18 protein-coding genes are annotated in these 17342 nt (G+C 36.2%); 1 reads left to right on the forward strand and 17 read right to left on the reverse strand.

Annotated elements, in window-relative coordinates:
- Positions 1-13: 13 nt before the first annotated feature.
- Positions 14-1660, reverse strand: coding sequence for a lipid IV(A) 4-amino-4-deoxy-L-arabinosyltransferase (gene arnT / locus DK865_RS01505; RefSeq protein ID WP_109390994.1), 1647 nt, complete (start codon positions 1658-1660; stop codon positions 14-16).
- A gap of 393 nt (positions 1661-2053) precedes the next feature.
- Positions 2054-2392, reverse strand: coding sequence for a carboxymuconolactone decarboxylase family protein (locus tag DK865_RS01510; protein ID WP_023581047.1), 339 nt, complete (start codon positions 2390-2392; stop codon positions 2054-2056).
- A gap of 129 nt (positions 2393-2521) precedes the next feature.
- On the opposite strand from DK865_RS01510, the gene DK865_RS01515 reads away from it, so the two are divergent.
- Positions 2522-2926, forward strand: a complete 405-nt coding sequence (locus DK865_RS01515; protein WP_109390995.1) for a DnaJ family domain-containing protein — start codon at positions 2522-2524, stop codon at positions 2924-2926.
- A 49-nt stretch (positions 2927-2975) separates the two neighbouring features.
- Here DK865_RS01515 and DK865_RS01520 read toward each other — a convergent pair whose 3' ends face one another.
- The 15 genes from DK865_RS01520 to DK865_RS01590 form a co-directional block, all read right to left on the reverse strand.
- Positions 2976-4550 carry an AbgT family transporter gene (locus DK865_RS01520; protein ID WP_036911913.1) on the reverse strand — a complete coding sequence of 525 codons (1575 nt, stop codon included), beginning with the start codon at positions 4548-4550 and terminating at the stop codon, positions 2976-2978.
- A 614-nt stretch (positions 4551-5164) separates the two neighbouring features.
- A complete protein-coding gene (locus DK865_RS01525; protein WP_109390996.1) occupies positions 5165-5482 on the reverse strand; it encodes a helix-turn-helix domain-containing protein in 318 nt (105 codons plus the stop codon).
- A gap of 23 nt (positions 5483-5505) precedes the next feature.
- Positions 5506-6339: an MrpH family fimbial adhesin gene (locus DK865_RS01530; protein WP_109390997.1), complete on the reverse strand. Its 834-nt coding sequence runs from the start codon at positions 6337-6339 to the stop codon at positions 5506-5508.
- A 20-nt stretch (positions 6340-6359) separates the two neighbouring features.
- Positions 6360-6911, reverse strand: coding sequence for a fimbrial protein (locus DK865_RS01535; RefSeq protein WP_023581052.1), 552 nt, complete (start codon positions 6909-6911; stop codon positions 6360-6362).
- A gap of 10 nt (positions 6912-6921) precedes the next feature.
- The gene (locus DK865_RS01540) at positions 6922-7368 is read right to left on the reverse strand and encodes a fimbrial protein (protein ID WP_373931975.1); all 447 of its coding nucleotides are present in this window, start codon (positions 7366-7368) and stop codon (positions 6922-6924) included.
- 56 nt (positions 7369-7424) lie between these two features.
- Positions 7425-7973 carry a fimbrial protein gene (locus tag DK865_RS01545; RefSeq protein WP_023581054.1) on the reverse strand — a complete coding sequence of 183 codons (549 nt, stop codon included), beginning with the start codon at positions 7971-7973 and terminating at the stop codon, positions 7425-7427.
- A gap of 11 nt (positions 7974-7984) precedes the next feature.
- On the reverse strand, positions 7985-8743 hold the full coding sequence (locus DK865_RS01550) for a fimbria/pilus periplasmic chaperone (RefSeq protein ID WP_023581055.1): 759 nt from the start codon (positions 8741-8743) through the stop codon (positions 7985-7987).
- Between the two features lie 45 nt (positions 8744-8788).
- Positions 8789-11410 (reverse strand): outer membrane usher protein, encoded by a 2622-nt coding sequence (locus DK865_RS01555; RefSeq protein WP_109390998.1) that lies wholly within the window; start codon positions 11408-11410, stop codon positions 8789-8791.
- A 20-nt stretch (positions 11411-11430) separates the two neighbouring features.
- Positions 11431-11991: a fimbrial protein gene (locus DK865_RS01560; protein ID WP_023581057.1), complete on the reverse strand. Its 561-nt coding sequence runs from the start codon at positions 11989-11991 to the stop codon at positions 11431-11433.
- Positions 11992-12080: 89 nt separating this feature from the next.
- Entirely contained in the window at positions 12081-12608 is a 528-nt protein-coding gene (locus tag DK865_RS01565; RefSeq protein ID WP_023581058.1) for a fimbrial protein, read from the reverse strand.
- A gap of 1940 nt (positions 12609-14548) precedes the next feature.
- Complete coding sequence (locus DK865_RS01570; protein ID WP_036911920.1) at positions 14549-14869, reverse strand: helix-turn-helix domain-containing protein; 321 nt, start codon at positions 14867-14869, stop codon at positions 14549-14551.
- A 20-nt stretch (positions 14870-14889) separates the two neighbouring features.
- Complete coding sequence (locus tag DK865_RS01575; RefSeq protein WP_023581060.1) at positions 14890-15717, reverse strand: MrpH family fimbial adhesin; 828 nt, start codon at positions 15715-15717, stop codon at positions 14890-14892.
- 21 nt (positions 15718-15738) lie between these two features.
- Positions 15739-16287 carry a fimbrial protein gene (locus tag DK865_RS01580; RefSeq protein ID WP_023581061.1) on the reverse strand — a complete coding sequence of 183 codons (549 nt, stop codon included), beginning with the start codon at positions 16285-16287 and terminating at the stop codon, positions 15739-15741.
- A gap of 10 nt (positions 16288-16297) precedes the next feature.
- A complete protein-coding gene (locus DK865_RS01585; RefSeq protein ID WP_023581062.1) occupies positions 16298-16783 on the reverse strand; it encodes a fimbrial protein in 486 nt (161 codons plus the stop codon).
- Between the two features lie 11 nt (positions 16784-16794).
- Positions 16795-17340 (reverse strand): fimbrial protein, encoded by a 546-nt coding sequence (locus tag DK865_RS01590; RefSeq protein WP_023581063.1) that lies wholly within the window; start codon positions 17338-17340, stop codon positions 16795-16797.
- Between the last annotated feature and the right edge of the window lie 2 nt (positions 17341-17342).

The following is a 17342-nucleotide window of genomic DNA, read 5'->3' on the forward strand; positions in this document are numbered from 1 at the left end:
GTTTTTAAATCAGTTAATTAAAGAAAATAAACGTTAAATCACCCTGTTTTTCTACAATAGGTTTTATCTTTAACTGACTAATAACAGATAATATATCTTTTCGCTCTGGTCGGACTAAAACAATCGCAATCCCTTGATAGTTATTCTCTTCAATTAAGTTAACTAACTGCTTAAGGTCGTAATATTTATTTTGCACATCAGGATATGCCAAACCATAAGCTAACTCCCCTTTCGTCTCTGTTAAACGAATATCAGTGCGTTTTAATCCCCATGCTAAAGACGTTCCGATCCCGACTTCATCAGTTAAAATATAAGGCTTATTTGCTAGCTCACTATAATAGTGATTAATTACCTTTTCAGGAGTGCTTTTGCTTTCTACTTTGTGAGGAATAGCATAACCAATGGCTAGACTTAATCCTACCGAGCAAAATAAAGTCAGTAAACGTGTCGATTTAAAGAATGAGACCATTCCCATCACGCTCCAACATAAGAACCCGACGATACCCAGTAATGCTTTATATTGCTCATTTGTTTCATATAACGTAAATCGTGTCGAGAAAAGTGAATAAACAATAATAGAGACGCCAATAAGCCCAAAAACAGTATTTATAATCGCATTAATATTATGGATCTTTTCATTTTGTTTATTTTTTAGCTCTTCCATGTAATGTGCTATTAAAATAGAAAGTGGCACAAAACAAGGTAACATATAGGTTAATAGCTTACCGCTGGAGGCTGAAAAGAAAGCAAAAAATAGAAAGAACCAAAACGTGAAATAAAGAGTTCCCTTTTTCAAGAAAATCGCTGATTTAAGCGCTCCAAATAAGAACCCTAACCAAGGCAAAATACCCAAAATAACAATAGGTAGATAAAACCACATAGGTTGTGATCTTGCTGATGCCTTTTCAACAAAACGTTGAACATGCTCAATCCAAAAGAAGTAGTGCCAATAATCAGGTGCCTGAAGTGCAACTGAAATCACCCATGGGCAAGCAATAATAAGCATTGAGATAAGCGCTATTGGTGTATAACAAAGGACTTCTTTAAAACGGGATAAGCTAATTGCGGTTACAAAAAAAACTAATACAGGTAATACAACCGCAATAAAACCTTTGGTTAGAAAACCTAGTCCACAGAAAATACCAACGAGAATATAAGCTTTAATTCTCCCTTTTCTATTAGTTGCATGTAATCCAGATAAAAAATAATACATTGCTGCCGTGACAAACATTGTCACGATAGGATCAAGAATATTGTAGGTACCAATCGCTAACACAAGAAACGAGGATAAAAAGACCACCAGTGCATTAAACGCCAAAGCACGGTTATGCCAAACTCGCATAGTAGCACGATAAACAAATAAGCCTGTTAATAAAGTTGAAGTGACAACGACAATACGAACAGAAAAATTACCGCCACCAAATAACCATTGTGCAATACTGTTTAGCCAATACCCTAATACAGGCTTTTCAAAATAACGAATATCCAGCATGTAAGGTACAGACCAGTTACCTGATACCAGCATTTCTCGACTAATTTCAGCATAACGGATCTCATCTGGTTGCCAGAGTAGTCGCGTTTCGAGAGGAATTAAATAAGTTAAACATATAAAAATAAAAAGTAGAAACCATTTATATCTTTCTACAAAATCAACACGCATATATTCCTCGTTAAAATAAAACCATATCACCTTATACGAACTATTCACTTAGAATAGCTATCCTATAAAAGATTCAATTATTATTTATTAATTTATAATTAATTAACCTATCGCTTTATTTTTAATTAACAAGAAAGATGCAAAAGAAGATTATTATCAATAAGATATTGAGTTTTTAATCGGTGATTTAAATGATGAAATTATTAACTTTTTATTAATTTATTTAATAACGGAGAGTTTTTATCACAAATTATCTAAATAGTATTAAAGTAATAAATAGAGGATAAAAAATTAAACATAAACAGAAAATAAACAAAGTATATAAATAAAAAAACCAGAATGAACTTATTCTGGTTTTTTATTACTTTATTTAATTATATGATAATAAAAATCTTATTTACTGAACTCTTTAAAAGCACCCATGGTGTTGGATGCATACATCACTGAAGGACCACCGCCCATATAAATAGCAACACCTAATGCTTCAGCGAGTTCTTGCTCTGTTGTACCGAGCTCCACAAGTGTTTTTGTATGAAATCCAATACAACCATCACAACGATTTGCGACAGCAATTGCAATGGCGATCAGTTCTTTTGTTTTTGCGTCTAACGCACCTTCTTTACCACCCGCTTTTGTCGTACTCATAAAAGCTTTCATTACTTCTGGAATATTTTGAGACAATGCCCCCATGTTACCTGCAATGTCTGTTACTATTTCTTTGTACTTGCTCATTTTTGATCCCTTACAATATATTTATTTATATAATATAAAAACATAATATCAAATTATATAATCTAAGCAAGTCAATTTAATCTAAGGTGATCTTTTCTATTATGATAGTTACCGAAAAAGAGGTTTAAAATGTCTATTTTAGATGAGTGGGCTGAACGCCATATCGAAAAAGCGTTGCAAAAAGGAGAACTTTCATCACTTAAAGGTGAAGGACAACCGCTGATCCTCGATGATAATAGCCATGTTCCAGAGTCACTTAGAGCAAGCTATCATTTATTAAAAAATGCCGGTTTTTTACCCCCTGAAATGCAAGATAGAAAAGAAGCCTTATCTCTCGCTGAGATCCTAAGTACATTAAATGGATCGGGAATAGAGAATGAATCACTGCAAAAACGCTTGGCATTACTTGAGTTGAAATTACAGCAGGCAGGTTTAGATACTCAATTTTTACATGCGGACTATGCCACACAACTGACAGAAAAATTGGCAAATCATAAAAAGAAACCGAACAAAAATGATGAAATATCAAAATAGAAAAAGCCTATACATCCTTGTATAGGCTTCTTTCATTCATTGCTGAGCATTAACCTGCTGTTGGAGAATAGTACGTTGGTGAACCAGGTCCTACAGGTAAGTTAAATACAAATACCCATAAGTAGAATAATAATGACCAACCTATTAAGAAAATAATGGAATATGGCAACATCATAGAGATCATAGTGCCAATACCTGTGTCTTTCTTATATTTTGTTGCAACAGCTAATATCAAACCAAAATAACTCATCATTGGTGTAATGATATTAGTAACAGAATCTCCTATGCGATAGGCTGCTTGGATTGTCTCTGGCGCATAACCTGCAAGCATTAACATGGGTACAAAAATAGGAGCTGTAACTGCCCATTGTGCTGATGCAGAACCAATCATTAAGTTAATAAAAGCACAGATTAAAATAAAGCCTAAGAACAGTAATCCACTTGGCATATCAATACTATTAAGTAGTGCAGCTCCCTTAACCGCAATCACCTGACCGATGTTTGTCCAACCAAAGAACGCAACAAACTGAGCCGCAAAGAAAATAATTACTAAATAGAGCCCTAGCGTACTCATCGAATTCGCCATAGCATCAACGATATCTTTATCTGTACGCATTGTCTTAGCAATCCATCCATAAACAATACCCGGAATTGCAAAGAATAAGAAAATAAAGACAACAATAGATTTTAAGAAAGGAGAATTACCAATTAGCCCTGTCTCTTGGTTTCTCAATATGCCATTTTCAGGAACAACCGTTAGCGCCAAAATCACGCCCATCACAATAAAGGTTCCCGTTGCAGCCCATAATGCTTTCTTTTCTAGTGGCGTAACTTCAGCAGCATTCCTTAAATCATTTTCTTCATCATCAAGTTCGTTACCGTTATAAGGCCCTAATTGAGGCTCAACGATTTTTTCTGTAATGAAGTAACCTAAGAAAGTAATAAGGAATGTACTGACAAACATAAAGTACCAGTTTGCTTCAGCACCAACGATATAAGTTGGATCTATAATGCGCGCAGCTTGCTGCGTAATGCCCGATAATAACGGATCTATCGTCCCTAAGAGTAAGTTAGCTGAATAACCGCCGGAAACCCCTGCAAATGCAGCCGCTAGACCAGCAAGAGGATGCCGTCCTAACGAGTGGAAGATAATCGCTGATAACGGTATCAATACCACATAACCTAATTCAGCCGCGGTATTTGACATAATACCCGCAAAGACAATCGCCAATGTGGTCATTTTACGAGGTGCTTTCATTACCACTAAACGCATAACCGCAGATAATAAACCTGCACGTTCAGCAATACCGACACCTAACAACGCCACCAGCACCGTACCTAAAGGCGCAAATCCGGTAAAGTTTGTGACGATATTTGCCAATATACGACGAATACCCTCTGCATCTAACAAACTAATAATGTGAATATAGCCGTCTTCTGCGCGTCCTTTGGCGCCTTCTGGTCGGGGATCTTGTACCGTAACACCGAAGTATTCACCAACTGCAGAAGAGACAAGTAAAATAGCAATTAAAATAATAAATAAAATAACGGGATGGGGTAGCGCATTTCCTAGCCATTCCACTGTGCGTAGAAAGCGACTGCCTCCCTGTTTTTTTGTTTGCATCATTTATCCTTTTTATAAAAAAACAGAAAATGCACAGTACACAACCCTTTTTATTATGACTATCTGTTAATCCTATTTATAGATGCTTTATTTAAGATAAACATCATGACAAAATTATAAAATAAAATATTTTTTATCTTAATAAACAACGCGATAAAAATAAATCACACAATTACAAATCACTTACATTAAAATTAATTTATAATATCTAAAATTAAAAAATGTGCATAAGGTAACATTTTTTAACATTATCATGATTATTTATTAACCTTTTCCATCTAAAAACACCGTCGATTAATTGTTAGAAACGATTAAATGCTCAGATAAACCTGATAATAACGGTTGTAATTACTATAAAAGGGAAAATAATGACGAATAAATGGTCAGAATAGGTTAAAAGTTTAGATTATTTGTAACATGAACAGGTGGTTTTGCAGTAGATATTGAACGTCTTACTATACACAGAATAAAGAATTGATAAGCTGAGAAAAGAAAAATAGAAATCGTAAAATAAGTATTTAAAAGACAATATTGTTGATATTTTAAAGATAAAAAAGAGGGTAAGAATAACCTTACCCTCTTTATCTACCACTCAATGAGAAAACATTTGTTGATTAGAAGATAACATCTGGCGTAGATTCAGCCATAAAGTATATACACTGATTTGTGTGTCTATCTTCAGTCTCTTCTTCAGCGTGAAAACAATCCTCAAAAAACCAGTAAATGGGCGTTCTTAAATAGACCGCCAATGTCACAAGGTAACTCAAGTCTATTTTATTTAACCCGCGTTCATAACGTGAGAACTGTTGTTGGCTAATTCCCAATTTATCAGCAATATGCGCACCAGTATAACCAAGCTCTTTGCGTTTTTTCTGTATTCTTTGACCAACTAACTCATTCACATTGATGTTTATAAGATCATAATCCATCATCGCGTTTTCCAACTTCGTTTATATTAAGGCATTGCCAAAATTAATGTACCTACCCCAGAGAATGAACCCGGAGCAACTCGACCATAAGGACGTAATATAGAGCTAACCACTACAGGTGTTGCTCTTCCCGCAGGTACAAAAATTATCTCGCCATTTTCACCTGGTTTATTGTTAAGGTATAAATCTGCATAGAGGCTACCGTCTGGGCGTAATCTGACATTTGGGCCTTCTAGAGATGATGCATAAACAACAACAGATAAGTCTTTATTGCATGTCACGCGAATTGTTTGTGATCGTTTATTCTGTGTTGAGTCGCCTAATCTGTCTTCATCAATATCGCCATAACTGAGGTTGACAGAACCATCAATTATCTCACAAGCCCCAGCAGGCGGCGGTGCAATACCGCACATTGATCCTGGAAGTAGTAATTTTGTCGTTCCGGTTTCATAAAATAAGCCAACACACTCTTGAATTTCACTATTAGGCACCCCTGAGTGGTGAGCTACAGCCGGTGACGTAGGAAAACTTTGCACACGCATAACAGCATCACGTAATTCCGCCATAGTGCGATATTTTTGCGCCCCGGTTAAAATTGTTCTTGTCGCAGCCCCACCTTGTCCTGATGCATTATGTCTATGATTAATCGTGATTTTACAAGATGCACCACCATAACAAGGATTCAATGTCATCGTTGTTTCTGGGTCCCAACGCTGAATAATAAAAGTATAATTTGCAGCAGAAGAAGAAATAATTTTAGATTCAGTAATATAAGAAAAAATAGAAGCCATTGATGATGCAGAAAAGAGTGTCATCACGCTAAATAGGCATAATGCTGATAATCGTTTTGGGGTAAACATACTAACCTCAATCTTAATAATTAATCATAATTCAGGTGGAATGTGGCTATAGCGCTAAAACGACCTCGTTTTATTGATTCATTAGCAATAGCATTAGGCTCGGCTTGTATAAATGCACGGAACCTTAAAATAGAATCTCCTGAATTTAAGGCAATATTGCTTGTTTCCTGATTAATCCGCAGTGGACTGCCATCCGAGTTTTCTAACCCAATGGCAATACCTTCAGCTTGACTTCCTGTACTTAATGCAAGAAAACCTTGCCCAACCATTGCCTGATTTTCAGTACCACTAAATGTCACTCTCACCCTTTTATTAATAGAAAGGTCACATTCTGATAAATGAATTTGAAAATTTTGGCTATTTGTTCTACCCGCGCCAATATAAAACGTTTTATCTGGCACATTACCAAATTCTAGAGAAATGGTTTCATCACCTGGTTTTATCACACAAGGTTCATCAACTAATGTGCCATAAAGTCGCATATTATTCGGTGCTGCATTAGCGGCTGAAAATATTCCTATTAGAAGCGTAAGCCCGCAAATAACAGGAAGCGGTAATGTTTTAAGCTTCATTTTCACACTCCTATTGATATTCTGCGAGCAATGTTGCTGTTACTTCAAATGGACCTTCTACTAAGGTACTTCCCGGTTTTTTTACCGGAACAGCTTGAATAATAGGGGGTTTATCTGGTGAGATAACAAAGCGCTCATTTAAGATAAAAGGCTCACCGTTTCGAGTCATATGAATAGCTAAATCCGTAATATTGGTTTGCAATCCAGCATCATCAAACTGACTTTTAGGACCAATAATAGAAAGCCCCAGATCCCAACCTTTAATATTGGGATCGCACTTTAATCGGTAATTCACGGGTTGGGTGTAATTAATCCCATCAACTCTATGAATACCAACGTTATGACCAAAATAAACTTCAATTAAATTATTATTTTCGATTACACAAGGAGGCGGAATTAATAATGTTCCAAATAATTTCATATTCGGTTCATCCGCACTGACAAATAAAGGCGACATGACGAGTAATGTTGTCAGACAAACCTTTTTTAAATTAATAAGCATGTACTGACTCCTTACTGATATTCTACTCGAAGCGTTGCCGTAGCGTAAAAATCACCCCCAGTTAATGATGCAGAGTAATCACGAACAGGAATTGCCTCAAATTGAGGGAAGTTAGGATAAGTGAAATTCACTTCTTGCCCCAATCTCAATAATTTATTTTGGTAAAGAAGACGTACCCCTAATCCTGTAATGTTTGTGGTCAAGGCATTTGAATCAAACCCCGTACCATTTCCAGAAATAGAGACTTTCATTGTATTTGTTGGCATTTTTCTACATTCAGCACTATAAGTAATAGGCTTTTTGTAATTAACACCATCAATACGCGTACTCATGACTTCACCAAAATCAACCTCAATCGTTTTTCCCCCATTGATGACACAAGGAGGTGGAGCGATAACATTACCCGTGATATAGACATATACAATCCCAGGTATAGCGCTACCCGCTCTCGCTGTAGGTGGTGTATTTGCAACAGCAGCTGAACTCAGGACACCAGTAAATGTTGTCATTAATAAAATCAACACTGCTTTGCTTGTGTTAAACCGCTGTTCCATATCCATAAATAAACCTATTAATTTCCGATTGCTGTTTCTACAACCTTGCACTCATTGCCATTACAGCTAAATTTCAAACGAGGGCGTCCACCGTAATCGTTGATATAACTTAATACGGGTGAAGCACCAAGTGTCGAGGCTTTCAAATTAAGATCCGCACTACTTTTTGGATCGACCATTAAAGGCGTAAACCCAGTAATACTTTCACCTTTTAATCCTGTTAAGCCATCAACAATTGTCACAAAGTAAGGGGTTGGATTATTAACCTGATAGATATCCCCTTTTTTCGTCAGGGTAATTTTTTCCTGCCACGGATTTGTTAAATCTGTTTGTGTTGCATAAATCGCAGCTGGTCGATAAAACAATTTAATCCGTGTTTGTAATGCAATTTGCAATACATTGGGTTTATCACTACGTGGTGGAATTTCACGTAAGTTAAAATAGAACACACTTTCCCTATCTTGAGGTAATTTAGCGACATCAGGTAATCCTTGTATTTTTATCTGGCTTTTATCACCTGGTTCAATTCGCTGAATAGGTGGCAGAACGATTAATGGACTTTCCACTTTTTGCCCATTGACATCTTCCATCCAACCTTGTGCTAAATAAGGCAGATCTTTATTTTGATTACTGACATTCAGGCTAATTGATTTATCAGCTCCATTAAAAATGATACGAGTTCTATCCAATGCAATCGCAGCAATAGCTTGTTGAGTAAACACCATACCCGTTAATAATGTGGTTGCTACAATGAATGAGCGCTTTAATAACATCATCTTTAATTACTCTTTTGTTTATAAAATCGTTTAATTTTTCCCTTCTCAACCTTCAGTTTTGACTAATTGTGGCTGAGATGGTGATTCAGTTCTCTCTTGTGCTGAATAAGAGATTGATGGAGTGTCCCCACACGTTAATAATAGCGAAGAAATAAAGATACCTTCATCTAATTGAGGCACTTGTACTTCACACTGTTTTTTACCACTCCAACGTACATCTAAAATCTCACCAGAGTTTATTCCACTTAAATAAACATTACCGCTATCATTCACGATGCCCAGTTCTCGTCCTTTTTCTGTGGTAATGCTAGCGCCAAATGGTGGATAACTTCCGTCTTTCAAGCGGACAATCGCCATCGCTTTTTGTCCTGAAATAACGTCAAACTCACGGTAACCTATCGCCCCTTCGGTCAGGGTTAATTGTTGAATTGAACGCACCGCATCAACATCATCAGGTAATTTATCTAAATCAATTGTTGCACTACTCCGATAGTAATTATTGATATCTGGAAGTACTGCTTTACCAAAATAGTTAGTATGGCTCACAGCCCCTAAGCTTCTAATTGGTACATCCGCCACCCCATTAGTATCGACCAATAGACGCGCAGCCCCTGGCATTGCAGTACGATGGAATGCTCCGCCTTTAGGTGTTAACGTTGCACCGCCTTGTAGCGAAAGTGATGCTGAAGTATTTTCACCTTGAATATGACTCGCACTTGCTGTTACCAATGCTGTATCACCATAACGCGTATAATAAGCATCGGCAGAAGGACGACCACGGCTACTTAAACCTGCACCTAAGCGATAGTTATTATTGTCATCGAGGCGGTCAAAATAGCTCACATTATGAGAGTTACCATTCTTATTAATGACTGTGTTATAACTAATTGTGGCTTTATCACTCCAAGGCATACTGACGTTTAGATAAACACCATCATCATTCTCACCATTAAATTTATTGCGGTAAGCCGATAAATTGATATTGATATTTTTAAAGCTACCAATATCCATAAACTTAGATAAAGATAAGTTGTAATAATCGTTATTAGGCTTATTCCAATAAGTTTGATGGTTATAGTTAAGATAAGCACTCAAGCCCAAATCTGGGAATTGCTTACTTAATGTTATGGTATAAAGCTCTTTATTATTATCACGGTTGTTATCACGATAACGACGATCTAAATATTGATCCATACTCATAAAGTCACGTTCAGAGAAGCGGTAACCTGCGAAAGTCACCTGACCATTAATAGCCTCAAAACGTTTAGAGTAGCTCACTCGATAAGAGCCACCATGATAGCGCTTATCATCATTAGGAATTTTTGCCCATGAATGTGTTGCATCAAAGGATATTGCCCCTAATACCATTAGGTCACGACCAATACCTAAAGAAACAGAATTATAATCTCCCGCAACTAATGAACCGCCATAGAGTGACCAACCATTTGTGACCCCCCATGAAAACTCACCCATTGCAAACACGGGCCCTTCAGTTTTATGATCCATATCAGAAGGTTTACCTGCTGATATTTTATATTGCACTCGACCTGGGCGTGTTAAGTAAGGGATACTTGCCGTATCCATTTGGTATTCTTGTACAGAACCATCTTGCTCTTCAACACGAACATCCAGCTTACCACTGACTGCATCATTAAGATTTTGAATACGGAATGGACCCGGTGCGACCTGAGTTTCATAGATCACACGACCTTGCTGACTAATCGTCACTTTCGCATTCGATTTTGCAATACCGGTTACTTCAGGTGCATAACCTCTTAAATTAGGAGGCAACATCTGATCATCCGTTAATAAACTGATACCAGTAAAACGGAAGTTATCAAAAATATCAGAGCGTGAATAAGTCTCACCCATCACAAGGCGAGCACCCCATTGGGTTATTGCTCGATAAAGGTAATATTGACTCCAATCCCAATTATTCTCAGTACTACCATTTACACCGGTTGTGTGTTGATAATTGGCTTGCCAATCAGCACGAAAACGCCAAACACCTAAGTTAGCACCCGCTGTACCGCTACCCGTAACTTGTTGTCTTTGTTTACCATTAGCGGGATCGGTCACATTAGCATTCAGGTTATAGTCAAAAATAAGTCCTGAAATCCCCTCATCCCAACGAGAAGGTGGGTCCCAATCTTCAGTAGCATACTCAACATAGGCTTGAGGAATAGTCACAATAAAACTACCTGCACCTAAGTTAGTACTTGTTGTCATACCCGGTATTGATGACTCATCAAGACAGGCATCGCCATCTTTCCAAGTTACCGCTTTGAGCCACTCAGGTTTCAATGTAAATTGATTGACTAATTCGCGAGGAATACAAGGAACACTCGCTTTGGGATCATTTTCGGGAACAATATAATTAATGGTATAAAGGTCAGGTAATTCATTATTGTTCACTTTAACAATAAATTCATACTTACCTGGCATAATATAACCAGCACGAGAGAAGTCAGATAAATCAATATTTTGTTTATCTTTAAGATCAAGAATATCAGAGTTAAACTCGATATCACCGGCTGCAAATGCCGCACTAGAGGCGCTCGCCATACCAGCAATAATTAAATAGATCAGTGCTGCAACAGGTCGAATTGTATGCTGATTACTCTTTTTTTCTGCTTTTCTTGAAGCAGTTTTGAATGATTTAGCCATAAATAATCCAACCAATCCATTTAATAATATTCAAGTTTAAAACGCAGGGTTGCCTGATAATTACCTGCTCGTGGGATGTCGTTATTTTTAACCAGTCTTGCTTGATACAACAAAGACAACGATTTGGTATCGATATCCACAGGAGGTAAAGGTTTCCCTGGTGTTGCCAATCTTCCGTAACGGTCAGCAATAGCTAACGAAGCACCTTTCGCATCGCCGAAAAGTTGGAATAATCCGTTCTGTGCGGGGCCTTCAAATGTAGCAATAAAACGAGGACGTTCAGCTTGCGTGCCTTTTTCGTCAACAAGGGAACATTCTGTTAATCGAATAGAAAAGTATTCAATAGGTCCTTGACCATCTATAGCTAAGGTCGGAATAGACACGGTACTTAAAGAGATAACTTGCTCTCGACTTCCAGCCGAGATAGTACATGTTGGCTCTAATATAGAACCTTGTAGACTAACCACGCCGAATCGCTGATGTGATTTTACATCTTGTTTTATGTCTGTCACTGCCATTACAGGTTTAACAAATAATCCCGTTGCAACAAGTAATAATAGTGGCACTATTTTGCGATTCATTGTTTTCTACTCCATAAGGTAAACCATAAAATAAAGCTAAAAATGAAGCCCTATACATCCTTATACAGGGCTTAAAAACAGAAGATCTATTATTGGTAAGTTAATGCGAAAGTTGCGATCGCAGTAAAGTCACCAGGTACAGCTGCATCTGTTGAAGAACCTTGTAAGTAAGCAGCAAAGTTCAGATCATTTGAACCGTCACGAATAGTTTGAGCTTTTGTTGGTTCACCTAATTTAATTTGTGTACCACCTGCATCAGTAATAACAACTGCTGCGTTTTTCGCTAAACCTTCGATGCCTAAAGAACCTGGCAGAATAGCGGCTGCTTCAGCACCAGTGAAGGTAGTTTGAACTGTTTTATAAGTTTCAGTAGAGCATTGTAATAATTTGATTTTGAAAGTATTAGATACGCTACGGCCACCATCTTTCAGTGCATTTGCTGAAACTTGTCCTAGTGGAACACGTTGGTCACCTGAGTTAGGATCGATTGAACATGGAGCATCGATGATTGAACCCCAAAATTCTACAGTACCATGACCTTGATCAGCAGCGAATGCAGAACCAGCAGCAACAGTTAAGCCTAAACCTAAAACTAAACCTAATTTATTTAATTTCATCTTTATGTTTCCTGAAAATATAAGAACGAAGATATTTAAAATAATAAAATTCAATATAAGCAAATTGCTTAAATGAATGACACACTAAATAGAGTTTCTATATTTTGATAAAATTCATCCAGCCAATTTCATATTTAATTATGAAATTAGATAAAGGAACCGTATCAAGTTGGATATATTATTCTCTCCGGTTTTATTTAAGTCAAACCACCCCAAATTCATTAAGTCTATTTTTATTAATTTACTGATATTAGGTGTATTTTTTACATTTTCATACAAAATATTACTTTTTGAAAATAGCTAAAATGGAATTTAAAACTAAATACTCACTCTTAAAAAGAGTGAAATGAGACTTAAATTCTACTATCTCAAAATTTAAAGTGAAAAGATCTAACTGTCTTTTTATGAATAGGAGTAATAGTAAATTAAATAACATTTTCCTATTTATTTATTTTAACTCAAAATAACTAAAATTTTACATATTATAACAAATCAGCTTTAACACATTGATTTATAAATAGATCAAAATAATGAGTTTGTTAATTTATTTATTATCATTATTTACTACCGCGTAGAAAACACACTAATCCAATCCTTTAATGACAATCTTAAATAGATTAAAACATTAAGAATAAAACCAAGAATAGACATAAGTCGTTGTATTTTATAAATAAACATATAGTTACATTATTTATAATTACTATTATTTACAATAAATAACATAAAAAGAGTATAAAAAGCATAACCAATTGATTTGTAATGGATTATATAAAAAAGACAATCAAAAATAGAGTGTTTTGATAATAATTTAACACTTGAGGTTAAGTGTTTATACTTAGGAAATTAAGGTCAGAAAGTGAGTTTTTTGTACAATTTGCATTTTTTGATTAAGAACACACTCATAAGTTAACTAACTGATAATTCAAAAAAGAAATTAGAGTAATGACTATTTTTTTCTCAAAAAAACCTAAATTTTTAATCATTTGATTGAGAATAATTACGCTTTTTTTGGGTAAAATTTTTAATGTATTTATTAAGATCTACTTCAAAAAATTAAATTATTTATTTACTGGATTATTGACTATTTTACGTATTGCTACTAATTTCATTATTAGCTTATTCATATTATTGCTCTTTCATTGGATCTACATATTTTTATCCAAATAGAAACACGATAAAATACATTTTATTTACATTGTGCACATATCAATTTAACATTACTCGGATAATGCGTATACATATTAGTCGTTATTACTTGTTTTTTAATTATCAAATCTTTTTCAATAAGAATATTGGCGTTTTTTTATCTTTACGATAAATTAGGAATAGTTTTATATTATCTGAATAGATTTAACTTATTTTCGAATAGTTAATTAACTTAAAGAAGTAAGTTTTTAGATATATATTGGAAATTATCTTTTATAGACTAAATGATAATGAGTTAATAATTTAAATAAAAATAGAGGATCACATTAGTATTATTTAATTATTAGGCTAACACCATCTTAATGAGAGCATCGTTATTGGAGTATCTTTATTTAATAAATTCAGTTAGCTTTATTTATCTTTTTCATGATGCAATAAAAAAAAGATATGTTTAACCGAATCGAAGTCGATTTTTTTAAAATACTCGCTTTAAGAGTATTCCGATCCCCTCCTTCCAGAAAAATGCCTTTTTTAGATAATTATTATCATCATAAAATGATAATTTTACATTTATGCCCCCTGTTTTTTCTTATAAGAGAGTAATAATTGATCATTGATATCTTCTCTTTTTTCCTGACTACGCGACCAATAACTCACGTTTGACTAACAGCACTTAGTGTTTTTTTAGGATAAAAAAAGGGCAGGGTATCCCCTGCCTTACCAATTTGGTAATCAATCAAAGAAAAAGCATACGCTGTAAAACACTAAGTTTGAGTGTCCTTTAGCGATATGCGTTAGTATAAAAAAACATCAGGCATCGTTTCTGCAATGATGTTACTTCGTTTATCGTTACGCTGATTTTCTGATGAGGATTTTGGTATAAAACAGTCTTCAAAAAACCAATAAATAGGTGTATTTAGATAATTGGCTAATAAAACAAGATAGCTTAAATCAATCTTATTCATACCGCGCTCATATCGAGAAAATTGCTGTTGGCTTACACCAATTTTTTCAGCAATTTGCATACCGGTGTAACCTAATTCTTTACGCTTTTTCTGAATTCGTTTTCCAACTAACGCATTAACATCAATATCTGTAAAATCGTAATTCATCATATATCCACCTATTATCATGATTAAGGCATCGTTAAAATAATTGAGCCAGAACCAGAGAAGTAGCCCGGTGCAACACGACCATTGGTGTGTAAAATTGATTTAACCTCTACAGGTATACTTCCATTTTTAGGAACATCAATTACAGACCCTTTTTCACCAGGATAACCATCGAGAAATAAATCAGCATAAAGACTATTATCAGGTCGTAATGGTACGCGACCACTGTCTGAGCCTGATGCAATAACCAAAACTTTCATTGCCAAGTTACAAGTCACATTAATATTTTGAGCACGAGCCGCATTTTCTAAACTGACTTCATCAATATCACCATAATTGAGGTTTACTGCTCCTTCTGTTATTTTGCAGGCACCAACAGGTGGTGGTGCAATACCACATAATGATCCCGGTAATAAACGTCCATTCGGAGACCAACCTCCTGCCTTGGATTCATAAAATAATCCAACACATTCTTGGTTTGAGGTAAGTGGATCACCATCGTGTCTTGCCGTTCCTTGTATCGGAAAGCTTTCAACACGCATTACCGCATCACGAACGCCTGCTAAATAGCGTTCTTTTTCAACACGAACAATACTTCTTACCGCCGAACCTGGGGAACCATTAGCATCATGCTTATGGTTTATAGTTATCCAGCATTGACTCCAGCCATAACAAGGGTTAGGAGTATAAGGTTCTTCAGGGTCCCAACGCTGAATAACATAGGTGTAAGTGGCGTGAGCAGGCTCACCTTCAGAATGTGTAATGTAAGAAAAGATAGATGCCATTGCCGGTGCCGAAAACAGCAAACCGATTGCAATACATAAAGCCGGAAATCGCTTTAATATGGACATATAAAACCTCAACCCTAATAATTAGTCATAATTCAAATGGAATGTGGCTATTGCACTAAATGGGCCGCGTTTAATGGATTGATTAGCAATCGCATCTGGCTCCCCTTGAATAAAGGCATAAAAATTTAAAATCGTGTCATCCGCATTTAATGACATTTTGTCTGTTTCTTTATTAACAGGTAGCGCATTTCCATTTTCAGATTCCAGTCCAACTGCAATACCCGCGGCTTGGCTGCTTGGGCTAATCGCTAGAAAACCTTGTCCTGCCATAGCTTGATTTTCATCACCTTTAAAGGTGATCTTGACGCTTTTACCAATCGTTAAATCACATTCAGACAAACGTATTTGAAACAACTTGCTTGGTGTTCTTTGATACGCATAAAGGTTCTTGTCCGGAATATTGCCAAAATCTAGCTCAACGGTTTCGTCACCGGGCTTTATGGTGCAGGGCTCGTCAACTAATATGCCGTGAAAACGCATATTGTCCGGTGCTGAGAAAGCGGTTGATGTTAATCCGGTAAATGTGGCTAGCCCCAATATGAACGGGATCGATAATCTTTTAATATTCATCAATACGCTCCTATTGGTATTCAGCAAGCAGTGTTGCTGAAACTTCAAATGCACCTTCAGGTAAAGTGCTACCGGGTCTTTTAACGGGCACCGCTTGGATCACGGGGGGATTATCCGGTGATATCGCAATGCGTTCGTTTAATTTAAAAGGCTTACCATCTTGCGTAAGATGAATACCTAGATCTGGAATATTGGTTTGTAGCGCAGCTTCATCAAACTGTGTTTTAGGACCAATAATAGAAAGCCCTAAATCCCAACCTTTTAAATTTGGATCACAAACCAGTCGGTAATTCACCGATTCGGTATAGTTAATGCCATCTACTTTATGAATACCCACGTTGTGCCCAAAATAGACATCAATCAGTTCGTTATTGCTAATGACACAAGGGGGTGGCACTAATAAGGTGCCAAATAATTTCATATTAGGTGCGTCTGCACTCATGACAGAATAAGAATTCAGTAATGCAATCAGACACATGTACTTTAATTTATTCATCTTCTGACCTCTTACTGATAATCCACATGCAGTGTGCCACTTGCGACAAAATCACCACCCACTAAGGCTTCATTCTGATCACGAACCGGAATAGCTTCTAATTCAGGTAAGTTGGGATAGGTAAAATTCACCGCCTTACCTAAATCTAATAAGTTTCCCTGATACAGAATACGCACGCCCAATCCCGTAATGTTTGTTTGTAGCGCATTTGAATCAAATCCAGTTGCGCTACCCGTCACATAAACTTTCATGGCATTGGTTGGCATTTTTTGGCAAGTCGCGGTGTAGTGAATAGGCTCTTTATAACGAACACCATCAATACGTGTACTCATTACCTCACCAAAATTAACTTCAATCATTTTGCCGTCATTAATTAAGCAAGGTGGTGGTGCAATGACATTGCCTGTAATATTGATATAAACGATGCCGGGAATAACATCTTTCACCGCTCTGGCGGGTAAATTCGCAACAGCAGTAAAACTTAGGCCTCCAGTAAACGTTGCCAAAATAAGAATCAACACTGCTTTGCTTGGGCTAAACCGCTGTTCCATTTTCATAA

Origin of the sequence: Proteus cibi (assembly GCF_003144405.1) — a bacterium.
Lineage (GTDB): Bacteria > Pseudomonadota > Gammaproteobacteria > Enterobacterales > Enterobacteriaceae > Proteus > Proteus cibi.

Bases quoted from the DNA above. Each gene is read 5' to 3' on its own strand.
- DK865_RS01510 (WP_023581047.1), bottom strand. From the start codon at position 2,392: ATGAGCAAGTACAAAGAAATAGTAACAGACATTGCAGGTAACATGGGG.
- DK865_RS01545 (WP_023581054.1), bottom strand. From the start codon at position 7,973: ATGGATATGGAACAGCGGTTTAACACAAGCAAAGCAGTGTTGATTTTA.
- DK865_RS01580 (WP_023581061.1), bottom strand. From the start codon at position 16,287: ATGAATATTAAAAGATTATCGATCCCGTTCATATTGGGGCTAGCCACA.
- DK865_RS01515 (WP_109390995.1), top strand. From the start codon at position 2,522: ATGTCTATTTTAGATGAGTGGGCTGAACGCCATATCGAAAAAGCGTTG.
- DK865_RS01575 (WP_023581060.1), bottom strand. From the start codon at position 15,717: ATGTCCATATTAAAGCGATTTCCGGCTTTATGTATTGCAATCGGTTTG.
- DK865_RS01520 (WP_036911913.1), bottom strand. From the start codon at position 4,550: ATGCAAACAAAAAAACAGGGAGGCAGTCGCTTTCTACGCACAGTGGAA.
- DK865_RS01565 (WP_023581058.1), bottom strand. From the start codon at position 12,608: ATGAAATTAAATAAATTAGGTTTAGTTTTAGGTTTAGGCTTAACTGTT.
- DK865_RS01530 (WP_109390997.1), bottom strand. From the start codon at position 6,339: ATGTTTACCCCAAAACGATTATCAGCATTATGCCTATTTAGCGTGATG.
- DK865_RS01540 (WP_373931975.1), bottom strand. From the start codon at position 7,368: ATGTCGCCTTTATTTGTCAGTGCGGATGAACCGAATATGAAATTATTT.
- DK865_RS01570 (WP_036911920.1), bottom strand. From the start codon at position 14,869: ATGATGAATTACGATTTTACAGATATTGATGTTAATGCGTTAGTTGGA.
- arnT (WP_109390994.1), bottom strand. From the start codon at position 1,660: ATGCGTGTTGATTTTGTAGAAAGATATAAATGGTTTCTACTTTTTATT.
- DK865_RS01525 (WP_109390996.1), bottom strand. From the start codon at position 5,482: ATGATGGATTATGATCTTATAAACATCAATGTGAATGAGTTAGTTGGT.
- DK865_RS01555 (WP_109390998.1), bottom strand. From the start codon at position 11,410: ATGGCTAAATCATTCAAAACTGCTTCAAGAAAAGCAGAAAAAAAGAGT.
- DK865_RS01560 (WP_023581057.1), bottom strand. From the start codon at position 11,991: ATGAATCGCAAAATAGTGCCACTATTATTACTTGTTGCAACGGGATTA.
- DK865_RS01535 (WP_023581052.1), bottom strand. From the start codon at position 6,911: ATGAAGCTTAAAACATTACCGCTTCCTGTTATTTGCGGGCTTACGCTT.
- DK865_RS01590 (WP_023581063.1), bottom strand. From the start codon at position 17,340: ATGAAAATGGAACAGCGGTTTAGCCCAAGCAAAGCAGTGTTGATTCTT.
- DK865_RS01550 (WP_023581055.1), bottom strand. From the start codon at position 8,743: ATGATGTTATTAAAGCGCTCATTCATTGTAGCAACCACATTATTAACG.
- DK865_RS01585 (WP_023581062.1), bottom strand. From the start codon at position 16,783: ATGAATAAATTAAAGTACATGTGTCTGATTGCATTACTGAATTCTTAT.